19 protein-coding genes and 2 tRNA genes are annotated in these 16,612 nt (G+C 26.7%); 7 read left to right on the top strand and 14 right to left on the bottom strand.

Features of this window, described 5'->3' with window-relative positions; genetic code table 11:
• Nucleotide 1 precedes the first annotated feature (1 nt).
• From rpsI to ACIJYH_RS03195, 6 genes are read left to right on the top strand one after another with little or no spacing between them, the layout of a single operon-like run.
• The gene (gene rpsI, locus ACIJYH_RS03170; protein WP_435089091.1) at nucleotides 2-439 is read left to right on the top strand and encodes a 30S ribosomal protein S9; all 438 of its coding nucleotides are present in this window, start codon (nucleotides 2-4) and stop codon (nucleotides 437-439) included.
• 33 nt (nucleotides 440-472) lie between these two features.
• A complete protein-coding gene (gene argC, locus ACIJYH_RS03175) occupies nucleotides 473-1,492 on the top strand; it encodes an N-acetyl-gamma-glutamyl-phosphate reductase (protein ID WP_435163997.1) in 1,020 nt (339 codons plus the stop codon).
• Nucleotides 1,492-1,719, top strand: coding sequence for a hypothetical protein (locus ACIJYH_RS03180; RefSeq protein ID WP_435098485.1), 228 nt, complete (start codon nucleotides 1,492-1,494; stop codon nucleotides 1,717-1,719). The genes argC and ACIJYH_RS03180 overlap by 1 nt, the downstream gene beginning before the upstream one ends.
• The gene (locus ACIJYH_RS03185) at nucleotides 1,716-3,008 is read left to right on the top strand and encodes a homoserine dehydrogenase (protein ID WP_435163999.1); all 1,293 of its coding nucleotides are present in this window, start codon (nucleotides 1,716-1,718) and stop codon (nucleotides 3,006-3,008) included. Before ACIJYH_RS03180 ends, ACIJYH_RS03185 begins: the two co-directional genes overlap by 4 nt.
• The gene (locus ACIJYH_RS03190; RefSeq protein WP_435164002.1) at nucleotides 3,008-3,907 is read left to right on the top strand and encodes an AEC family transporter; all 900 of its coding nucleotides are present in this window, start codon (nucleotides 3,008-3,010) and stop codon (nucleotides 3,905-3,907) included. The genes ACIJYH_RS03185 and ACIJYH_RS03190 overlap by 1 nt, the downstream gene beginning before the upstream one ends.
• A gap of 16 nt (nucleotides 3,908-3,923) precedes the next feature.
• Nucleotides 3,924-4,775, top strand: coding sequence for a DMT family transporter (locus ACIJYH_RS03195; RefSeq protein ID WP_435164005.1), 852 nt, complete (start codon nucleotides 3,924-3,926; stop codon nucleotides 4,773-4,775).
• Nucleotides 4,776-5,327: 552 nt separating this feature from the next.
• On the opposite strand, the gene ACIJYH_RS03200 is transcribed toward ACIJYH_RS03195, so the two are convergent.
• From ACIJYH_RS03200 to ACIJYH_RS03210, 3 genes are read right to left on the bottom strand one after another with little or no spacing between them, the layout of a single operon-like run.
• A complete protein-coding gene (locus tag ACIJYH_RS03200; RefSeq protein WP_435164007.1) occupies nucleotides 5,328-5,606 on the bottom strand; it encodes a methylated-DNA--[protein]-cysteine S-methyltransferase in 279 nt (92 codons plus the stop codon).
• Nucleotides 5,587-6,024, bottom strand: a complete 438-nt coding sequence (locus ACIJYH_RS03205; RefSeq protein WP_435164010.1) for a GNAT family N-acetyltransferase — start codon at nucleotides 6,022-6,024, stop codon at nucleotides 5,587-5,589. Before ACIJYH_RS03205 ends, ACIJYH_RS03200 begins: the two co-directional genes overlap by 20 nt.
• Nucleotides 6,025-6,064: 40 nt before the next feature.
• Nucleotides 6,065-6,556: an RDD family protein gene (locus ACIJYH_RS03210; protein ID WP_435164013.1), complete on the bottom strand. Its 492-nt coding sequence runs from the start codon at nucleotides 6,554-6,556 to the stop codon at nucleotides 6,065-6,067.
• Nucleotides 6,557-6,635: 79 nt separating this feature from the next.
• On the opposite strand from ACIJYH_RS03210, the gene ACIJYH_RS03215 reads away from it, so the two are divergent.
• Nucleotides 6,636-7,592 (top strand): site-specific integrase, encoded by a 957-nt coding sequence (locus ACIJYH_RS03215; protein WP_435164016.1) that lies wholly within the window; start codon nucleotides 6,636-6,638, stop codon nucleotides 7,590-7,592.
• Here the strand turns inward: ACIJYH_RS03215 and ACIJYH_RS03220 are convergent.
• The 11 genes from ACIJYH_RS03220 to ACIJYH_RS03270 all read right to left on the bottom strand — a co-directional run bounded on the left by ACIJYH_RS03220 (nucleotide 7,582) and on the right by ACIJYH_RS03270 (nucleotide 16,549).
• Nucleotides 7,582-8,247 (bottom strand): hypothetical protein, encoded by a 666-nt coding sequence (locus ACIJYH_RS03220; RefSeq protein WP_435164018.1) that lies wholly within the window; start codon nucleotides 8,245-8,247, stop codon nucleotides 7,582-7,584. The two genes, ACIJYH_RS03215 and ACIJYH_RS03220, sit on opposite strands and share 11 nt — an antisense overlap.
• Nucleotides 8,248-8,250: 3 nt before the next feature.
• Nucleotides 8,251-8,949 carry a polysaccharide deacetylase family protein gene (locus ACIJYH_RS03225; protein ID WP_435164020.1) on the bottom strand — a complete coding sequence of 233 codons (699 nt, stop codon included), beginning with the start codon at nucleotides 8,947-8,949 and terminating at the stop codon, nucleotides 8,251-8,253.
• Nucleotides 8,950-9,849, bottom strand: coding sequence for a hypothetical protein (locus ACIJYH_RS03230; RefSeq protein ID WP_435164023.1), 900 nt, complete (start codon nucleotides 9,847-9,849; stop codon nucleotides 8,950-8,952). It abuts the gene before it with no gap.
• A 197-nt stretch (nucleotides 9,850-10,046) separates the two neighbouring features.
• Nucleotides 10,047-12,158 (bottom strand): glycosyltransferase, encoded by a 2,112-nt coding sequence (locus ACIJYH_RS03235; protein ID WP_435164026.1) that lies wholly within the window; start codon nucleotides 12,156-12,158, stop codon nucleotides 10,047-10,049.
• On the bottom strand, nucleotides 12,158-12,418 hold the full coding sequence (locus ACIJYH_RS03240) for a GIY-YIG nuclease family protein (RefSeq protein ID WP_435164029.1): 261 nt from the start codon (nucleotides 12,416-12,418) through the stop codon (nucleotides 12,158-12,160). Before ACIJYH_RS03240 ends, ACIJYH_RS03235 begins: the two co-directional genes overlap by 1 nt.
• Nucleotides 12,419-12,421: 3 nt before the next feature.
• Nucleotides 12,422-12,496, bottom strand: a tRNA-Glu gene (locus tag ACIJYH_RS03245).
• A gap of 35 nt (nucleotides 12,497-12,531) precedes the next feature.
• A complete protein-coding gene (gene recJ / locus ACIJYH_RS03250) occupies nucleotides 12,532-14,241 on the bottom strand; it encodes a single-stranded-DNA-specific exonuclease RecJ (RefSeq protein WP_435164032.1) in 1,710 nt (569 codons plus the stop codon).
• Nucleotides 14,238-15,185 (bottom strand): class II fructose-bisphosphatase, encoded by a 948-nt coding sequence (gene glpX / locus ACIJYH_RS03255; RefSeq protein ID WP_435164035.1) that lies wholly within the window; start codon nucleotides 15,183-15,185, stop codon nucleotides 14,238-14,240. Before glpX ends, recJ begins: the two co-directional genes overlap by 4 nt.
• Nucleotides 15,185-16,177 (bottom strand): putative transporter, encoded by a 993-nt coding sequence (locus ACIJYH_RS03260; RefSeq protein WP_435164038.1) that lies wholly within the window; start codon nucleotides 16,175-16,177, stop codon nucleotides 15,185-15,187. The genes glpX and ACIJYH_RS03260 overlap by 1 nt, the downstream gene beginning before the upstream one ends.
• Before the next feature lie 7 nt (nucleotides 16,178-16,184).
• On the bottom strand, nucleotides 16,185-16,469 hold the full coding sequence (locus ACIJYH_RS03265) for an ETC complex I subunit (RefSeq protein ID WP_435164041.1): 285 nt from the start codon (nucleotides 16,467-16,469) through the stop codon (nucleotides 16,185-16,187).
• A gap of 3 nt (nucleotides 16,470-16,472) precedes the next feature.
• Nucleotides 16,473-16,549: transfer RNA gene (locus tag ACIJYH_RS03270), tRNA-Pro, on the bottom strand.
• Between the last annotated feature and the right edge of the window lie 63 nt (nucleotides 16,550-16,612).

A 16,612-nucleotide genomic window follows, 5' to 3' on the forward strand; every position in this document is an offset into this window, starting at 1 on the left:
TATGGAAAATACTCAAACAGCATCAAAAACACCTAAACTAAAATTAGACTTTAAAGACAGTAAGTATGCAACAGGTAGAAGAAAAACTTCAATTGCAAAAGTTTGGTTAAAAAAAGGTTCAGGAAAGATTTATGTAAATGGAAAATTATTTAATGAATATTTTTCAAGTGAATTTCATCATCTTCAAATTACTAGACCTTTTGATATAATCAAACAATCTACCGACTATGATGTTAGATGTAGTGTTAGTGGGGGAGGTCCAACTGGTCAAGCAGGTGCCTTAGTTCATGGTATTTCTAAAGCTTTAGTAATGTTTGATGAAAATTTAAAATCTACATTAAAAACTGAAAAACTTACAACCAGAGACTCTAGAGCAGTTGAAAGAAAAAAACCTGGTAGAAGAAAAGCTAGAAGAAGCTTCCAATTCTCTAAAAGATAATTCTTTTTTAATTTTAAACTGTTATAATATATTATGCCTAAGCTTAATGCGTTGGTTGCTGGTTCAACTGGATATATTGGAGTTCAATTAATTAAATTATTAATTAAACACAAATTTATAAACATAAGATTTCTATGCGGAAATAGTTCTGTAGGAAAAAATATTTCTAGTTATGACAAATCTCTTTCAGGAAAAAATTTACCAAAAATTATTAAATTTAATAAAAAACTTTTAAAAGATGTTGATGTAGTTTTTACAGCATTACCCAATGGAGAAGCACAAGATATTTCAAAACATTTAACAAAAAATATCACTTTAATTGATTTAGCTGCTGATTTTAGATTAGAAAATAGATCAGAATATTTAAAATGGTACAAACAAAAACACAGAGCAGTAAATTTAATTAAGAAAAGTATATATTGTCTTCCAGAAGTTAACGGAAAAGATATAGGTAAATATCAGATTGTATCTTGTCCGGGTTGTTATCCAACTTCAATACTTTTACCTTTAATTCCTCTTTTTAAAAAAAAATTAGTTAAAGTTAACAATATAATAATGGATTCTAAATCTGGCTATTCAGGAGCTGGTAGAGGTGTCCATAAAAAATTTAAAGATAAAAACCTATATGAATCTTTAAGTGCTTATGGTGTTGGCTTTCATCGACATAATTCAGAGATTGATCAAATGTTAAGAAAATTCACTAAAAAGAAATTAAGTTTTAATTTTACACCTCATTTAACTCCTATGTTTCGAGGTATTTTAAGTACTATTTATATTGATCTAGAAAAAGGTGTTACTCAGTCAAAAATAATTAAGACACTAACAGATTTTTATAAGAATGATGATTTTTTAAAAATTTTAGAAGCAAATAGTCTGTTAAGTACAAATGATGTAATTAACTCAAACAATTGTTTCATTTCTGTTTGTAAATCTAAATACAAAAATAAGATTGTAATAATTTCAGCTATAGACAATTTGATTAAGGGTGGAGCTGGTCAAGCAGTACAAAATTTAAATATGAAATTTAATTTCCCAATTAAAACAGCTTTATAATGAAATTAGTCTTTATTTTTTTTATTTTTTTTATTTTAAATAATTGTTCATTAAACAAAGATTCTAAATATTGGACAGAAGATGTGGTAAAAAAAAGTGAAGATCAAAAAAAATTATCTGAAGTATTAAAAAAGTCAGAAGACATAACAAATATGAGTTATGACGAATATAAGATTTATATAGATGACTATACTAAAAAAAGTAAATATCCGGATATAAACCAATGAAAAAATCAATAAATATTGCTGTAGTAGGTCTTGGACAAGTAGGTTCTTATTTGCTTAATGAATTGAATACTAAAAAAAAAGATATTGAGCTTAAAACAGGCAAGAAGATTAATGTTGTATCCATATCAGCTAGAAATATAAATAAAAAAAGACAATTTAGAATTAATAAAAAAATATTTTTTAAAAATCCGTTAGATATTTTTAGTAAAACAAAGGTTGATATTTTGTTTGAAGCTATAGGTTTATCAGATGGGATTTCAAAAAAAGTTGTTGAGACTGCTTTAAAAAAGAAAATTCACGTAATAACTCCAAATAAAGCATTAATCTCAAAACACGGTAACGAATTAGCTAAAATTGCAGAACAAAATAATGTCAATCTAGAATTTGAAGCATCTGTTGCTGGGGGAATTCCGATATTAAGATCAATTAAAGAAGGTTTGGCTACTAATAAAATTTCAAAAGTTTATGGGATTTTAAATGGTACATCTAACTATATTCTCTCAGAAATGGAAAATTCGAACCAAAGTTTTGTTGATGTTCTAAAAAAAGCTCAAAAACTTGGATATGCAGAACCAGGAAATCCAAAATTAGATCTAAATGGTTTTGATGCTTTCGCAAAAGTTAGAATTTTATCATCATTATCATTTAATAGTAAAATTTCTAAACACAAATGCTTAATGGAAGGAATTGAGAAAATTGATCTTAAAGATATTAAAATTGCAAACCAATTAGATTTAAGAATTAAACTTCTTGGAATATCTGAATTGAAAAATGGTCATTTATTTGAAACAGTACATCCATGCCTTGTAAGTAAAAATTCTTATATTGGTAACGTTACCGGTGTAATGAATGCTGTTATACTTGAAGGAAAACCTGTTGGTGAAAGTATTTTACAAGGAGAGGGTGCTGGCCCAGGTCCTACATCTTCTGCATTATTGTCTGATTTATTATCTATCTTAAGAGGTAATATAAAAAAACCTCTGGGTGTTTCTGTTAATAAATTAAAATCCTTAAAACCATATAATGTTAAAAATTATGTTAATTCTTTATATTTAAGATTTGAGGTAAAAGATAAGCCAGGTGTTTTATCTCAAATTACAAATCGTTTAGCTAAATATAATATATCTGTAAAAAGACTAATTCAAACTCCCAATAAAAAAGATGATAAAGCTACTATTGTTATAATAACTCATAAAACTTCTGAACTTAATTGTAATAACTGTTTATCTATATTTAAGAAAAATAAAAATATTCTTAAAACACCAGTTTTAATCAGATTGTATAATTAATGGATATTTACTTCAAACTTTTTGAAGTTTTATCCCCTGTTTTTTTTATTGTCGGCATTGGTTATTTTTTAGGTAAAAAAAATCCAAAACTGGATACTTCTTTCATTACTAATTTTGCAGCAAATATCGGTACCCCAGCAATGGTGTTTTATTCAATAACAACAACCGGAATTACTTTTGAAATATTTACAAATTATTTTTGGTATGCGTTACTAGCTATCAGTGGTTTTGCTTTAACAGGAATTGTTTTTTTATTTGTTCTTAAAAAAGAAATTATTAGAGAATTACCTCCTTTTATTTTACCTAATACAGGAAATATGGGTTTACCAATTTGCTTATTTGCGTATGGCAGTCAGGGTTTAGGTGTAGCAGCAGCAATATCTTCACTAGTTATATTATTTCACTTTACTCTAGGAGTTTTTTTGGCTAGCAGAAAGTTTGATCTTGATCTAATTGTTAAAAGCCCTCCTTTTTATGCAATAATAATTTCAGTATTATTTCTTTATTTCGAAATAGAGTCGCCAGTTTATATAATTAATCTTACAATGATGCTTACCTATACAGCCATTTTTTTGATTCTTATGTCCCTAGGAATTGCTTTAACAAGATTTAAAGTCTTTTCATTCCAATCTGCTTTAATAGCTTCCATTAGTAGAGTAATTATTGGACCAGTAATTGGTTTTTTGATAATTAAATTTTTTAATTTATCTGGATTTGCTGCAGGTGTTCTATTAATTCAATGTTCAATGCCAAGTGCAGTATTAACTTATTTAGTTGGCTCAATGTATTCGCCTAAGAAAATTGTTGATAGTGTTGCAAGTATGATTGTTGTTTCAACTGTAATGTCTTTTATTACAATACCAATTACCTTATTCTTTGCTTTAAAATACTTCTATTAGGCGGTATCCTTCTTTTATGAAGGCAATAATTTTAAATGCTACTGCTTGGATGATTGTTCCTGTAATGGACGCAATTGCTAAACATCTAAGTCTAACAATGGATGTTTTTCAGATAACTTGGGCTAGGTATTTCTTCACTGTTGTTTTTACGCTTTCTTTAATGGTTTTATTTTATAGAGAAACCCTTATTTGGAGCAAAAGACCAAAGCTTCAGCTTGTTAGAGGAATAATTCTTGCTTTTTCAACTTTATGCTTCTTCTATTCAATATCAGTAATTTCACTTCCTAAAGCATTAACACTTGCATTTGTTGCCCCAATAACATGCACTGCTTTATCCCCATTTTTTCTTGGTGAAAAAGTTGGTATTAGAAGGTGGTCAGCTGTACTTGTGGGTTTTTTAGGGACTCTAATTGTTATCAGACCAGGATTTATAGATGTTAATTTAGCCACTTTAGCAGCTCTAGCTTGCGGTGTTTGTTATGGCTTCTATTTAGTAATAACTAGAAAGTTAAGTACTTCAGATAATTCGCTTTTAACGCTTTTATTTACTGGTGTAGTAGGGTTAGCGATAATTAGTGTGTTTATGCCTTCAGTGTGGGTTAATCCAACTCCAAATGAGTGGATTATGATGGCTATAATCGGCCTTATAGCCTCTGTAGCACATCTTTTTATCATTTTATCACTCAAATATGCTGATGCTTCTAAATTAGCTCCTTTAGGCTATACAGAGATTATCACTAATATCATTATTAGTTATTATTTCTTCCATGAACTTCCTGATAATTGGACTTATCTTGGTCTTTTTATTATAGTATTAAGTGGTCTATATATCTCTAGGAGAGAATACTATCTAAGCAAGTTAAATTAATAGTAATAAATTATTTACTAAATACTAATGTATTAGATTAATTTTATACAATAAATAATTGTAATTGTTGATTAATTTAGTTTATTAAATATATAAATAAAATTGTAATATAGTAAAAAAAATATTACTATATATTCAATTAACCTCAATAATTAGCGATAATAAGATAATCATTAATCCAATATTCAATTTTATATTAATAAAAATTATATCAATAAATCAAATTTATTGTGATTGATTAAAATTGTTTAATATCAACACTTTTAAACATTCTAACATAAATAATTAATATTAAAGTACAGGAGGGGAGTGAAAATAACTAAAAAAACAAGCTGTTTTTTCATCTTCTAAAAGTATTGATATCATTGAAAACTAGAGCAATGCACTATCCGAATATACGCTTTAAACGGCCATAGAGCACCTTATTTTAAGCAAAGATAGATATCTAGTACAACTAAAGGGTGCATAATACTATTTATGGGAAAAAGGATTATAATAGCTTAAAAGTGTTTATTTTAGCGGTTAATTTAAGGATTAGGTATATAAAAAACGCTATTTAATGAAAACCTTTTCTAACCTCAGTAATCGCCTTTTTTGCTGAATACCACCTTTTCCTGAGTAGCCACCAAGGCTGCCATCAGATCTTATCACTCTATGACATGGTATTTTGGGAGGATAGGGGTTTTTGCCTACAGCATTAGCAACTGCTCTGAAAGTTTTAGGTTTTCCAATAGCTTTAGCAACTTCAAGGTAAGTTTTAACTTTACCTTTTGGTATTTTCCTCAAATAATTCCAGACTTTTAACTGAAACTTAGTCCCCTTTAAGTTCATAGAGTTCAAAACCTGTGTTATTGGCTATTTTATCGTATAATTTCTTTGCATTTTCATTGGAAGAGTGGGTGATCCAACGAATTCCATTCCAATTATTGTCTTTAGATAAGGATTTTAGATGACTAATAAGCTTTTGAGCTATTTGTTGACCTCTAAATTTTGGCTCTACGAACAAATCATCTAAAAAGCCTATATATTGGCCCTTAATTGGTCTTGGCATTGTTCTATAATGGGCAATTCCAGCAATTTTACCCTCTAATTCAAAGCAAATACCATTCACAATATGATTTTCATCATGTATCCAATTCCATAAAGTATTTAAAATCTCGTTATTCATTGATACTTTGTAAAATTTAGCATACCCACAATACAATTTTATCCAATTTTCCTTATCTTTTCGCTCTAATTTTCTAATCATTTAAATTAAATTTAGCTTTTAAATCTTTGTAATTAATATGTTATTTGTCTTTTAAATGAATTGTTCTTGAAACCAAATTATGTAACCCTTGCTTTCTTGAGGTAAAACCTATCATAATAAGACCAATGAATAGGATTATAATAGAAATACCAACGACTAAATAGTTTCCGGTTGCTCTCCAAAATCCAATTTTATCAAGATTTTCATCATTTATTGTTATATCTAAAGCTCTCATTCCTAAAGTTGATCTTTTTGATGATGAGTGCTGAATTGCAAAATAAAGCCATCCAAAAAATATTCCGATTATCCAGCCAATTACTGGAATTAGAGTAAGAACAAAGTAAATTACTGCTAATATTATGAAATCTATTAAATAAGCTAAAAATCTATGCCAAAAACCGGCATAAATTTTATTTTTTGGTAATTTTTTATAATTTCTTTTTTTAATTAAAATTAAACATAAAATTAATGCAATTAAGGATGGGAAAAATAATAATATTAATATTCCTAATTGCCAAAATCCTATAGACATATTCATTTATTATTTCATTTGACAGATAACTTCTATTAATATATTACTAACGATAATTAATGGTTATCAATAGTAATATATGAATCAAATAATAACTGACATAAAAGCATTACAGGAAGAAACATTATTAAACCTTAAAAGTTCTAAGGCAGTGAATACGGTTAGAGCTTATAAATCTGATTTTAATGATTTTGGATTATTCTGTGCGCAAAATGGATTTAAATCACTTCCATCTGAACCAAAAATAGTTTCATTATATTTGACTCATTTATCAACTAAGGAAGTTAAAATAAGCACTTTAAAACGCAGATTAGTATCAATAGGTGTCATACATAAGCTTAAAGGTCACTATTTAGATACAAAACACCCTTCAATTATTGAAAATATAATGGGTATTAAAAGAAGAAAAGGAAGCATTCAAATAGGTAAAAAACCATTATTAATCAATAGTTTAAAAGAAATTATTAATGTAATAGATCAACAAAAAAAGGAAGCGATAAAAAAACTTAGGGACAGATCAATTATCTTAATCGGGTTCTCAGGCGGTTTTAGAAGAAATGAGATAGTTTCATTAGACTATGAAGATTTAGATTTTGTGCAAGAAGGTCTTAAAATTAACCTTAGAAGGTCAAAAACAGATCAATTTGGTGAAGGTTCATTAAAAGGCCTGCCCTACTTTAACAAATCACAATATTGTCCAGTTGTTTCAATCAGAAAATGGATTGAAATATCAAAAATAAGTTCTGGAGCGTTATTTAGAAGGTTTACTAAAGGATCAAAATTGTCAGATAATAGATTAACCGACCAGACAGTCGCTTTACTTATAAAAAAATATTTAAAATTAGCAGGTTTAGAAAGTAAAGATTATTCTGGACATAGTTTAAGGTCGGGCTTTGCAACATCAGCAGCTAAATCTGGAGCAGAAGAAAGAAGTATAATGGCTATGACAGGCCATAAGTCAACAGAAATGGTTAGAAGATATATTAAAGAAGCAAACTTATTTAAAAATAATGCTCTTAACAAAATTAAGTTTTAGAAAAAGTTACAATATTAGTTTTGTCAATATTATTTAATTTAAGACTATGTTCTTTTGCTAATTCATTACATTCAAACAAAGATAAAATGTTTGATTTCGGACCATCAAATTCTTTTAATCTTTTATAAAAAAATTTTTTTAAAGAAAAACGGATCACAGGCTTAATAATTCTTGACCAATTCATACCCCTTTTTCCCGTAACTATAATACCATTTCTATTTAACATCATATTATAATCGCTAAATAGTTTTTTAAATGAATATTCACAACAACAGAAAGATTTTATGTTCACATCTATAATAACGTCATATTTAGAAAATATTTTATTAGAAAAAACATTATTCTCTAATTTATTAAAAAAATAACTTTTATAATTTTCTATTTTCAAACTTTTAGCTAAAATAATTTCATTCATAGATATTGATATACCATCAATATTTATAAATTTTTTTAACTTTGTAGCAACATAAGAGTTACCTATACCGATATGAAGTATAGAAATATTTTGATTATTGTATTTATTATTTAAGAAATCAGTAATTTCAATTTCATCATTAGTGACATTTCTATTTTCCCAGTACAAATAATTAGAATTATCATTAAACAGCTCACAACCGTTAACGCACTTTGTTTTATTAAATTTTTTTATAAACATTAATTATTTTTTAAATTTGATGTCCTCATATATTGTGTTGATTTTTAAATAAAACTTAAAAATATTATCTTTTTTGTTAATGGGGACTCTTGGAAGTTTACAATTATTAAATTTATTGAAAATATATCTTGATCTATTAGTGGTAACAGCAAAGTTATAATTATCTTTTACTATATTAAAACATTCATCATCAAAAGAACCAAAAGGATAAGAAAATGTTTTAACGTCTAGTTTGAAAACTTCATTAAAGTATTTTTTGGGATTTATAATTTGTAATTTTTTTTCATTACAATCAAGATTTACAAGATTTTTGTGATCAGATGTGTGTGAGCCTACATCCATATTGTTATCAATCCATAACGAAATTTGATTAATATTCATCAAATTTAATTTTATAAATTCTTTTTTGTTTTCATCCCAAGCATTATATTTACCAATAAAATTTGAAACAAAAAAACATGTTGCTGTAAAATCATATTTTTTTAAAATTGGTAAAGCATTAAGAAAAACATCCTCATAACCGTCATCAAAAGTAATTATAAAAGTTTTCCTATCAGGAATGTTTGTTAATTTTTGTAAACTCATTGTTTTATATCCATTCTGACTCATAAATCGCATTTGTTTGTCAAAATTTTCAATTGAAACAGATAATGGATTGTTACCATCTGAAATGGAATGATACATTAAAATTGGAATTTTCATTTATTTACTACATTCATAGTACAAAATATCATTCAATTGGCCAATTTTTGGAATTTTTAGCTCATTTACTAAATTAAGATCATTGCGTGATAATACGCTAACCATTCCATCATAATATCTTGTGTGTCTTAATTTTCTTGAAGCTGTACCACTTTTTCCAACAAATATATAATCTTTACTTTTTGTTATGCCCCTAGTCCATACAGGGAGTTTTTTAATAACGGATAACTGATTTAAACTTACCAAGTTTCCGTCTTCTGACGCAGAAAAAAAATAATCATCACCAATTTTTTCTATATCATGTGTATGAAAAATATCTTTTAATTCAATAATTTTTCCAACATTAAATGCATCTAAATTATTATTGGTAATATTTTTAGCAATAATTTCTATAATTTGAGCATTTTTTAAGTTTTCTTTATTACCATTGTTTAATCCTATTAATATTCTATTTTTATCGACATAAATAGCGTTTACATGATTATAATTTTTTCTATCCGGTCCTATATCTATAAATGAATCAATTTTCTTAGTTTCACAATTATAAACTTGAACTCTGTTTTTACCAGTATCAGTTAAATAAATTTTTTTATTATGATAAAATATTTGATGAACGTCGTATATGTTTTTAATAGTCACGTTTTCAACAGACCTATTATTTATTGGGTCGTAAAAATGTAAAAGTAAGTCAGTAGATTTGTTATAAAATTTATCTATAGTAAAATTTTCACGGGACGCAGTAATAATTTGATTTTTGTTATTATCTAAACATATACCAAAAAAACCTTTACTTGGTTTTTTAAATAAACCTTTGCTCCAATTACCAATAATTTTTATTAAGATATTATCTTTAAGATTATATTTATATAATCCTTTGCTAGTCGTTAAGTATAAACACATTTTAAGAATTAATATTTTTAAATATAAGTGAAAATAAAAAAAAATTTAGAAAAATCAGATTAACACTTCTATAGTCATTTTCAATTATTTTAAGGTGTGATGAATATTTCTTTATATCGAAACTACCAAGTTCTTTCATTTTTTAACTTCCAATATCAACATATAAGATTTTTTATTATTCATTTAAAAATAATTTTTTATTTATATTCCCAGAAAAATCTTTTTTTTCTATTAATATCAAAAACTTTGTTAATCATATACTCAGAAACTATCTTTGAATTCATATGTTTGTGATATTTTTTCATACCTTTTTTTGCAATAAGGTTTCTTAATTTATCATCGTTTTTATATCTATTTATCTTTAATGATAAATCTTTAATATTTTTATAAAAAATAATTTCATTATTAGAAAAAATTTTATTAAGTTTAGTTTTAATGTCAACAAATGTTAAAATGCCATTACCAACTAGCTGAGCAATCCTATCACTTGAATAAAACTTTAATGAAGCACCTTGGCTTAAATTAAGAGCCATTTTACATTTTGAAAGTTCATTCTTAAAATTTTCTGCCCATATAGGTTGTTTTTTATCTATCCCAAATATATGAAATTTAATTTCATTATTAAATTTAATCAACATACGTAATAAACTCTCTCTTTTGTCAGATTTGCCTAATTTTAATGTGCCCCTATGAACTCCGTGCGAAAGTGCGAAAAATAAATCATGTTTAAAAATTTTTTTATTATATATATTTAGATTTTCAAAAGTCTCGTCTACTGGATTAGGGATAAATAATACATTATTTTTACTAAAAGATTTGATTGCAGAAGGATGTGTGGTGCAAAAACTTACATCAACATACCTAAATTTTTTAGAAAATCTATCCTTATTCATTCGCCATTCATTATCATCCATTTTATCCAGAAACCATTGGCATATTTTTATATTTGGGTAAAATTTTTTAATAGTTTTTAAGGTTGTATTCTGAATTTGGTCTGCATGACCAAGCATAAGTAAATTTGGATTATAATTTGATATTATTTCTAATAACTTATTGTTAAGTGATTTTGATCCAGTTAAGTCACTTATTTTTCTTTCACGGCTAATTGTATCTCTATCACTTAAAGTCTGAACAGTATGACCAAGTTTTATAAGTCCATTATTTATTCTTCGACCTGTATTATAAAAAAGTCTGCCATTATGACGTTCATTTAAATTTGTAACATGTAAAATTCTAAATTTACTTCTTTTAATATAGGTTTTATTTTTTGTTATTTTTTCTCTATAATTATCAATCTGTTTTGAAGTGTATATATTATCTAGATAAAAATTTTGAAGTGAATTCTTTTGAATTCTTTTTAGTTTAGTCTTATCAATTATTAACTCTTTAATATTTTCATATATTTCTTCAACATTAAGATTTTTTAAAATTATACCATCCGTTATAGTCTCTGGTAATCCCCCTTTATTGCTAACAATTACAGCACAACCCCTACTGCTGGCCTCCAAACTTGATCTGCCAAATGGCTCATCCCATCTGGAACAAGCAACAGCGATAGAACTTATCTTAAAAGATTTCAAAATTTTATCATTAGACTCATAGCCATTTTGCAATAATCTTTCATGTTGAAATAGAATTTCTTCCCTAGGTTCGTCTCCATATACTAAAACTTTCCAGTCTTTAAATTCATTAAGAATTTTAATTGCAGCTTTACCAAACAAATCATAACCTTTCGATCTATTAAGTTTACCAACAAACATAATTATCTTTTTTTTACTATCTAAATTTACTGGTGATTTAGATGTTGATTGATTAATAATTTCTATTTTTTCAGAATTTAAATAAAATTTATCTATCTCGTTGAAAAATCTATTTTTTGTCCATTCGCTATTAAAAATAATTTTGCTACAAAAATGTAAAATAAACAATCTTTCTGAAATACTTTTTGAACCATTCATAGATAAGGGATCGTTATGAAAATAAAATACGATTTTAGGCTCAAATGTATCTTTAAAATATTTAAGATAATTAGGTCTGTTGTGTATTTCAATTATATTAGAATTTCTTTTTTTTTCAATTTTTAAGAAATTATTTACATATGTTTTAGATGAGCTTTGAAATAAGCTTTTTTTGAATGATAAATTTACATAATTTTTTGATAATAAATTTGAATAATTAGTATTTCCATAAACTTTTATATCATTCTTAAATCTACTATATTTATTAACACCATTAATAAATATTGAAACTGCCCCAGCATAATCTTTTGAGAAATTTTCTTTGTAAGGTAGCAGAATTGAAATCTTCATTAATTTTTTTCTAGAAACTTTTTTTTTAATAAATTACGTTTTTTATAATTTTTTTTTAATAAATATTCATTCTTCATAGCTAGTGATTTTGAGTTGTAACATCTTTTATAGATAAGTGTCCACTTTCTACCTTTTGTAAATTTTGCACCTCTTGATGTATTATGAAGAGCCAACCTATTTTCTATGTCGCTTGTATAGCCAACATAAGAAGTGGTTCTATTTGTATTAACATTTATTAACAAGTAGACAAAAAATTTCATTTATGGCGGTCCCTGGGGGAATCGAACCCCCCTTTGCAGGATGAAAACCAGCTGTCCTAACCGATAGACGAAGGGACCATTGGTGGGTCTTTTATTTTAAAAGTTACTATAATTCAAGACTTATTAGGTTGTAGAATTAAATCTTTAATGTTTAATTGGATTGTTTTTTTATTATTCCAAATATTTTCATGAATTTGAGCAATAATATTTATCTTTTTTTTATGGGACAGCATATAATTTGCAATATTTGTATTTAAACAGTTATAACATATTGCTTTCACTGATGAACCTCTATCTGGTTTTATTATAGCGGATATATGCTTATTATTAATTACTTCAAATTTAATAATTCTAACATTTTTAATAAGAAAAGTTGGTAAAAAATTAAAATTACCAAAAGGTCCTAGTTTGTTTAGTTCGTTTATAAATTTTATATTAATTGCAAAGTTAGACAGCTCCATATCATAATTGTCTGAGCTATATTTTTTTGAATTTTTTTTAGAGTAATCTTTTTGGATAAATTCATCTAAAATTTCAAGATTTTCTTTTTTAAGAGTAAAACCAGCTGCCATATTGTGTCCACCACCCTTTTCAATAATATGATTATCAATTAATGATTTTATTAAATCACCAATATTATATTTTGGGGTAGATCTGGCTGAAGCTTTAAGAGTATTATTAGCTTTTGTGATAATAATTGATGGTTTATTAAAATAATCTTTTAATCTTGAGGCTATAATACCAATCAAACCCTCATTTAAATTATTTTTATAGTAAATTATGACGTCCTTATTTTCTTTTTGGATTTTATCAAAATCTATTTCATTTAGAATATTTTGTTCTATAATTTTTCTTTTATTGTTAAGTTTGATTAACTTATTGGATCTATCTTTAATAATTTCAGGATTATCAGAGGACAATAACTCAACGCTATATTTAGAGTGGTTAAGCCTACCACCAGAATTAATTATTGGTCCTATTAGAAATCCTAAATCCTCAACAGTAATTTTTTTTTTTAAATCATATTGTTTAAATATACAACTTAACGCTAGATTATTTTTTAAATTAAAGTCATAAATTGCATTACGTGCTAAAATTTTATTAATTTTCCTTAATGGCATTACATCACATATAGTAGCAAGTAACACATATATTAGAAAATTAGATAATTTATAATTTGATTTACTTTTTTTAATTAAGATGTCTATAAAAAAATAAGTTAAAGCAGTAGCGCACAATAGAGAGCTTTCTTTCTTATTTTTATCTTTTTTAGGATTTATAATAGCATCTGATACTGGATATGGTTTATATATTTCATGATGATCAATAATTATAGATTTAATATTTTTTTGTTTTAAATAGTCAATCGCATCATTTGAGGTTGAGCCACAATCAACCATTATTATCAATTTAGGTTTCTTTAGAATTAATTTTTGAAAAAGTTTTTTGCTAGCTCCATAACCATCATTGACTTTATCAGGAATATAAAAAAAGTGTTTTTGATTAATGTGATTAAAATATCTAACTAATAATGATGTTGCGCACGCTCCATCGACATCATAATCACCCAAAATACAAATATTTTCATTATTTTTGATGGAATTTAAAAGAATTAAAGATGCTTTTTGATAATCATAATCATTTTTTAATATATTTGTTAATACTTGACTATTGCTGATTCCATGTATTTCTGAATTATCATAATTTCTTGAAATGATTAACTGTGATATAATATTACTAAATCCGAAATCTTGCTTAACTTTTTCAACTAAATTTTTATTAACTTTTTGCTGTACCCAAGTTTTTCCAGAAACAGAAATCATTCATTTGTAAAATTAACACTTTTAACTATTTCTCTAAAATTACTATTTTTATGAGTAACCAGAGTTTCGCTAAAATATTTGTTTCTCTCAACAACAATTCCTTTTAACACTTCACTATTAGTTATTCCTGATGCACAAAAAAGAGAATCTCCTTTAACAATTTCGTTTAATTCATATTTTTTGTTTAAATCTGTTATACCCATCGATTTGGCTTCAATTATATCTTTTTCATTATCAAAAATAAATCTTCCTTGAAAATGACAATTATATGAATCAAGTGCACATGCAGCAAGAACACCCTCTGGTCCACCACCAATACCTAAAAACATGTCTACTTTATATTTTGGATCCGAAACATATAGTGCCCCAAGTACATCACCATCCGTTATAAGTTTAATATTTACATTTAAATCTTTTAACTTATCAATAATAATCTTATGTCTAGGTCTATCCAATATACAAACAGTTATTGAAGAAAAATCTTTGCTCTTATATTCAGATAAATTTTTAATATTTTTTTCTAAAGGAAAATCTAAATCAATTAAACCTTTGTCAATTTTTCCAGTCGCAATTTTATTCATGTAAGTTTCTGGTGCATTAAATAAATTACCTTTTTCTCCAATTGCTAATACAGCAATCCCACCAGGTAAATTATTAGCTACAAAATTCGTTCCCTCAACAGGATCCACGGCAATATCAAAATCTGGGCCTTTTTTTGTACCTAAAAATTCTCCAGTATAGAGTAGTGGAGCTTCATCTAAAGTTCCCTCACCTATTACAACCTGTCCATTCATATTGATTTTATTTAGTTCTGATCTCATGGAGTCAACGGCCGCTTGATCAGCAGCAATTTTATCTTTCTTACCTGTCAAATATGAAGCTGCAAGAGCTGCTTTAGATGTAACGTTACAAAATTGATCAATAAATTTTTTATCAATAGCCATTAAATTTTTTCATCAATAAATTCATCTTGATTTATCTTTGACTCAAATTCTCTTAAACGTTTATAAACACTAGCCAATTCAATTATTGTAGGCCAAGCTTTAAGTATATATTGCATAGAACCCTCTACTCTTCCAAAAGCTCTGATTATTTGTTGCATTACACCAAGTGTAACAGCACCAGCTACAATTGCTGGAGCTAAGAACACATACGCCGATAGTACATTCGCTTGCAAATAAGCAATACGACCAATATTAAAATATAAATATCTAATGTAACTTAAAAAATGTATTTCTCTTACACCATTAAAAAGTTCTTCGATTGATTTTGGTCTTACAGTTCCATCATCTTCGGCTACAACTAAAATTTTTCTATATGCTGCCTCTTTTTTTTGAAGATCATACTCAACACCAACTAATCTTAAAATTAAGCCTAGTATAATCAAAAATATAGTTCCTCCAACAGACCAAATTAAAGCTCCAACAATTAATCCATAGTCCCAATCACCAAAAAAGAAAATTGGAATACTTACACTTAAACCAAATAAAATTGGCATAAATTCAATTAAAATCATTAAAGCTTCAATCAAACTAGTACCTAATGTTTCCATTATTCTAGAAAATTTTATTGTATCTTCTTGAACCCTTTGAGACGCACCTTCGATTTTACGCGCTCTATCATAAACGCTGTGATACCATTCAACCATTGCAGCTCTCCACCTAAAAAGATAATGGGATGTAAAAAAACTTACAACAACAGCAACACCAACATAAACTGCTGCTAGAGTAATAAACGATAAAAGACTGGACCAATATTCCTCTATGGTAATAGCATTTGGTTCGCCAAGTGCTTTTTGAATCATGTCGTAAAACTGACCAAACCATTTATTTATTTTAACATCAATTTTAACTTGGATCCAAAGAGAGGATAAAATTATTATTGATCCTAACCATGACCACATAAACCATTTTTTTAATTTAAAAAATCTAAACATTTATTTATTATTTTAAAAAATTATCTGCGTATGATTTTTTTACAGTTTTTCTTTTCTTGGGTTCAATTAAATCAAAATTAATTTTTCTTTTTTTTGCATAATTAACAGCTAATTCTTTAGATGAAAATTCTAATTTAAGTTCAGACAATGTATCTGAAGAACTTTCCCAGCCCATTAAAGGATTTTTAGTTGGATCTTTAGTAATAAACTCTAGTATCCATTTATTATTCTTAGCAGTTCCCGACTGCATAGGGCTTTTGTTTGGAATATAAATTATAGCTTTATTCATCATAGATGGTCGGAGTGGCAGGATTCGAACCTGCGACCCTCTGGTCCCAAACCAGATGCGCTACCAGGCTGCGCTACACTCCGATCCGTGTACTATTACAGTACATTTTAATTATTTAAAAGGATAAAGATAAGCAAATTGAAGGT

The organism is Candidatus Pelagibacter bacterium nBUS_25 (assembly GCF_051200975.1).
In the GTDB taxonomy this organism is placed as follows: domain Bacteria; phylum Pseudomonadota; class Alphaproteobacteria; order Pelagibacterales; family Pelagibacteraceae; genus Pelagibacter.

Coding starts and splice junctions, on each gene's coding strand:
- ACIJYH_RS03215 (WP_435164016.1), top strand. CDS start 6,636: ATGAATCAAATAATAACTGACATAAAAGCATTACAGGAAGAAACATTA.
- ACIJYH_RS03240 (WP_435164029.1), bottom strand. CDS start 12,418: ATGAAATTTTTTGTCTACTTGTTAATAAATGTTAATACAAATAGAACC.
- ACIJYH_RS03265 (WP_435164041.1), bottom strand. CDS start 16,469: ATGATGAATAAAGCTATAATTTATATTCCAAACAAAAGCCCTATGCAG.
- ACIJYH_RS03225 (WP_435164020.1), bottom strand. CDS start 8,949: ATGAAAATTCCAATTTTAATGTATCATTCCATTTCAGATGGTAACAAT.
- ACIJYH_RS03220 (WP_435164018.1), bottom strand. CDS start 8,247: ATGTTTATAAAAAAATTTAATAAAACAAAGTGCGTTAACGGTTGTGAG.
- ACIJYH_RS03200 (WP_435164007.1), bottom strand. CDS start 5,606: ATGAACTTAAAGGGGACTAAGTTTCAGTTAAAAGTCTGGAATTATTTG.
- argC (WP_435163997.1), top strand. CDS start 473: ATGCCTAAGCTTAATGCGTTGGTTGCTGGTTCAACTGGATATATTGGA.
- recJ (WP_435164032.1), bottom strand. CDS start 14,241: ATGATTTCTGTTTCTGGAAAAACTTGGGTACAGCAAAAAGTTAATAAA.
- rpsI (WP_435089091.1), top strand. CDS start 2: ATGGAAAATACTCAAACAGCATCAAAAACACCTAAACTAAAATTAGAC.
- ACIJYH_RS03260 (WP_435164038.1), bottom strand. CDS start 16,177: ATGTTTAGATTTTTTAAATTAAAAAAATGGTTTATGTGGTCATGGTTA.
- ACIJYH_RS03235 (WP_435164026.1), bottom strand. CDS start 12,158: ATGAAGATTTCAATTCTGCTACCTTACAAAGAAAATTTCTCAAAAGAT.
- ACIJYH_RS03190 (WP_435164002.1), top strand. CDS start 3,008: ATGGATATTTACTTCAAACTTTTTGAAGTTTTATCCCCTGTTTTTTTT.
- ACIJYH_RS03205 (WP_435164010.1), bottom strand. CDS start 6,024: ATGATTAGAAAATTAGAGCGAAAAGATAAGGAAAATTGGATAAAATTG.
- glpX (WP_435164035.1), bottom strand. CDS start 15,185: ATGGCTATTGATAAAAAATTTATTGATCAATTTTGTAACGTTACATCT.
- ACIJYH_RS03195 (WP_435164005.1), top strand. CDS start 3,924: ATGAAGGCAATAATTTTAAATGCTACTGCTTGGATGATTGTTCCTGTA.
- ACIJYH_RS03210 (WP_435164013.1), bottom strand. CDS start 6,556: ATGTCTATAGGATTTTGGCAATTAGGAATATTAATATTATTATTTTTC.
- ACIJYH_RS03185 (WP_435163999.1), top strand. CDS start 1,716: ATGAAAAAATCAATAAATATTGCTGTAGTAGGTCTTGGACAAGTAGGT.
- ACIJYH_RS03180 (WP_435098485.1), top strand. CDS start 1,492: ATGAAATTAGTCTTTATTTTTTTTATTTTTTTTATTTTAAATAATTGT.
- ACIJYH_RS03230 (WP_435164023.1), bottom strand. CDS start 9,849: ATGTGTTTATACTTAACGACTAGCAAAGGATTATATAAATATAATCTT.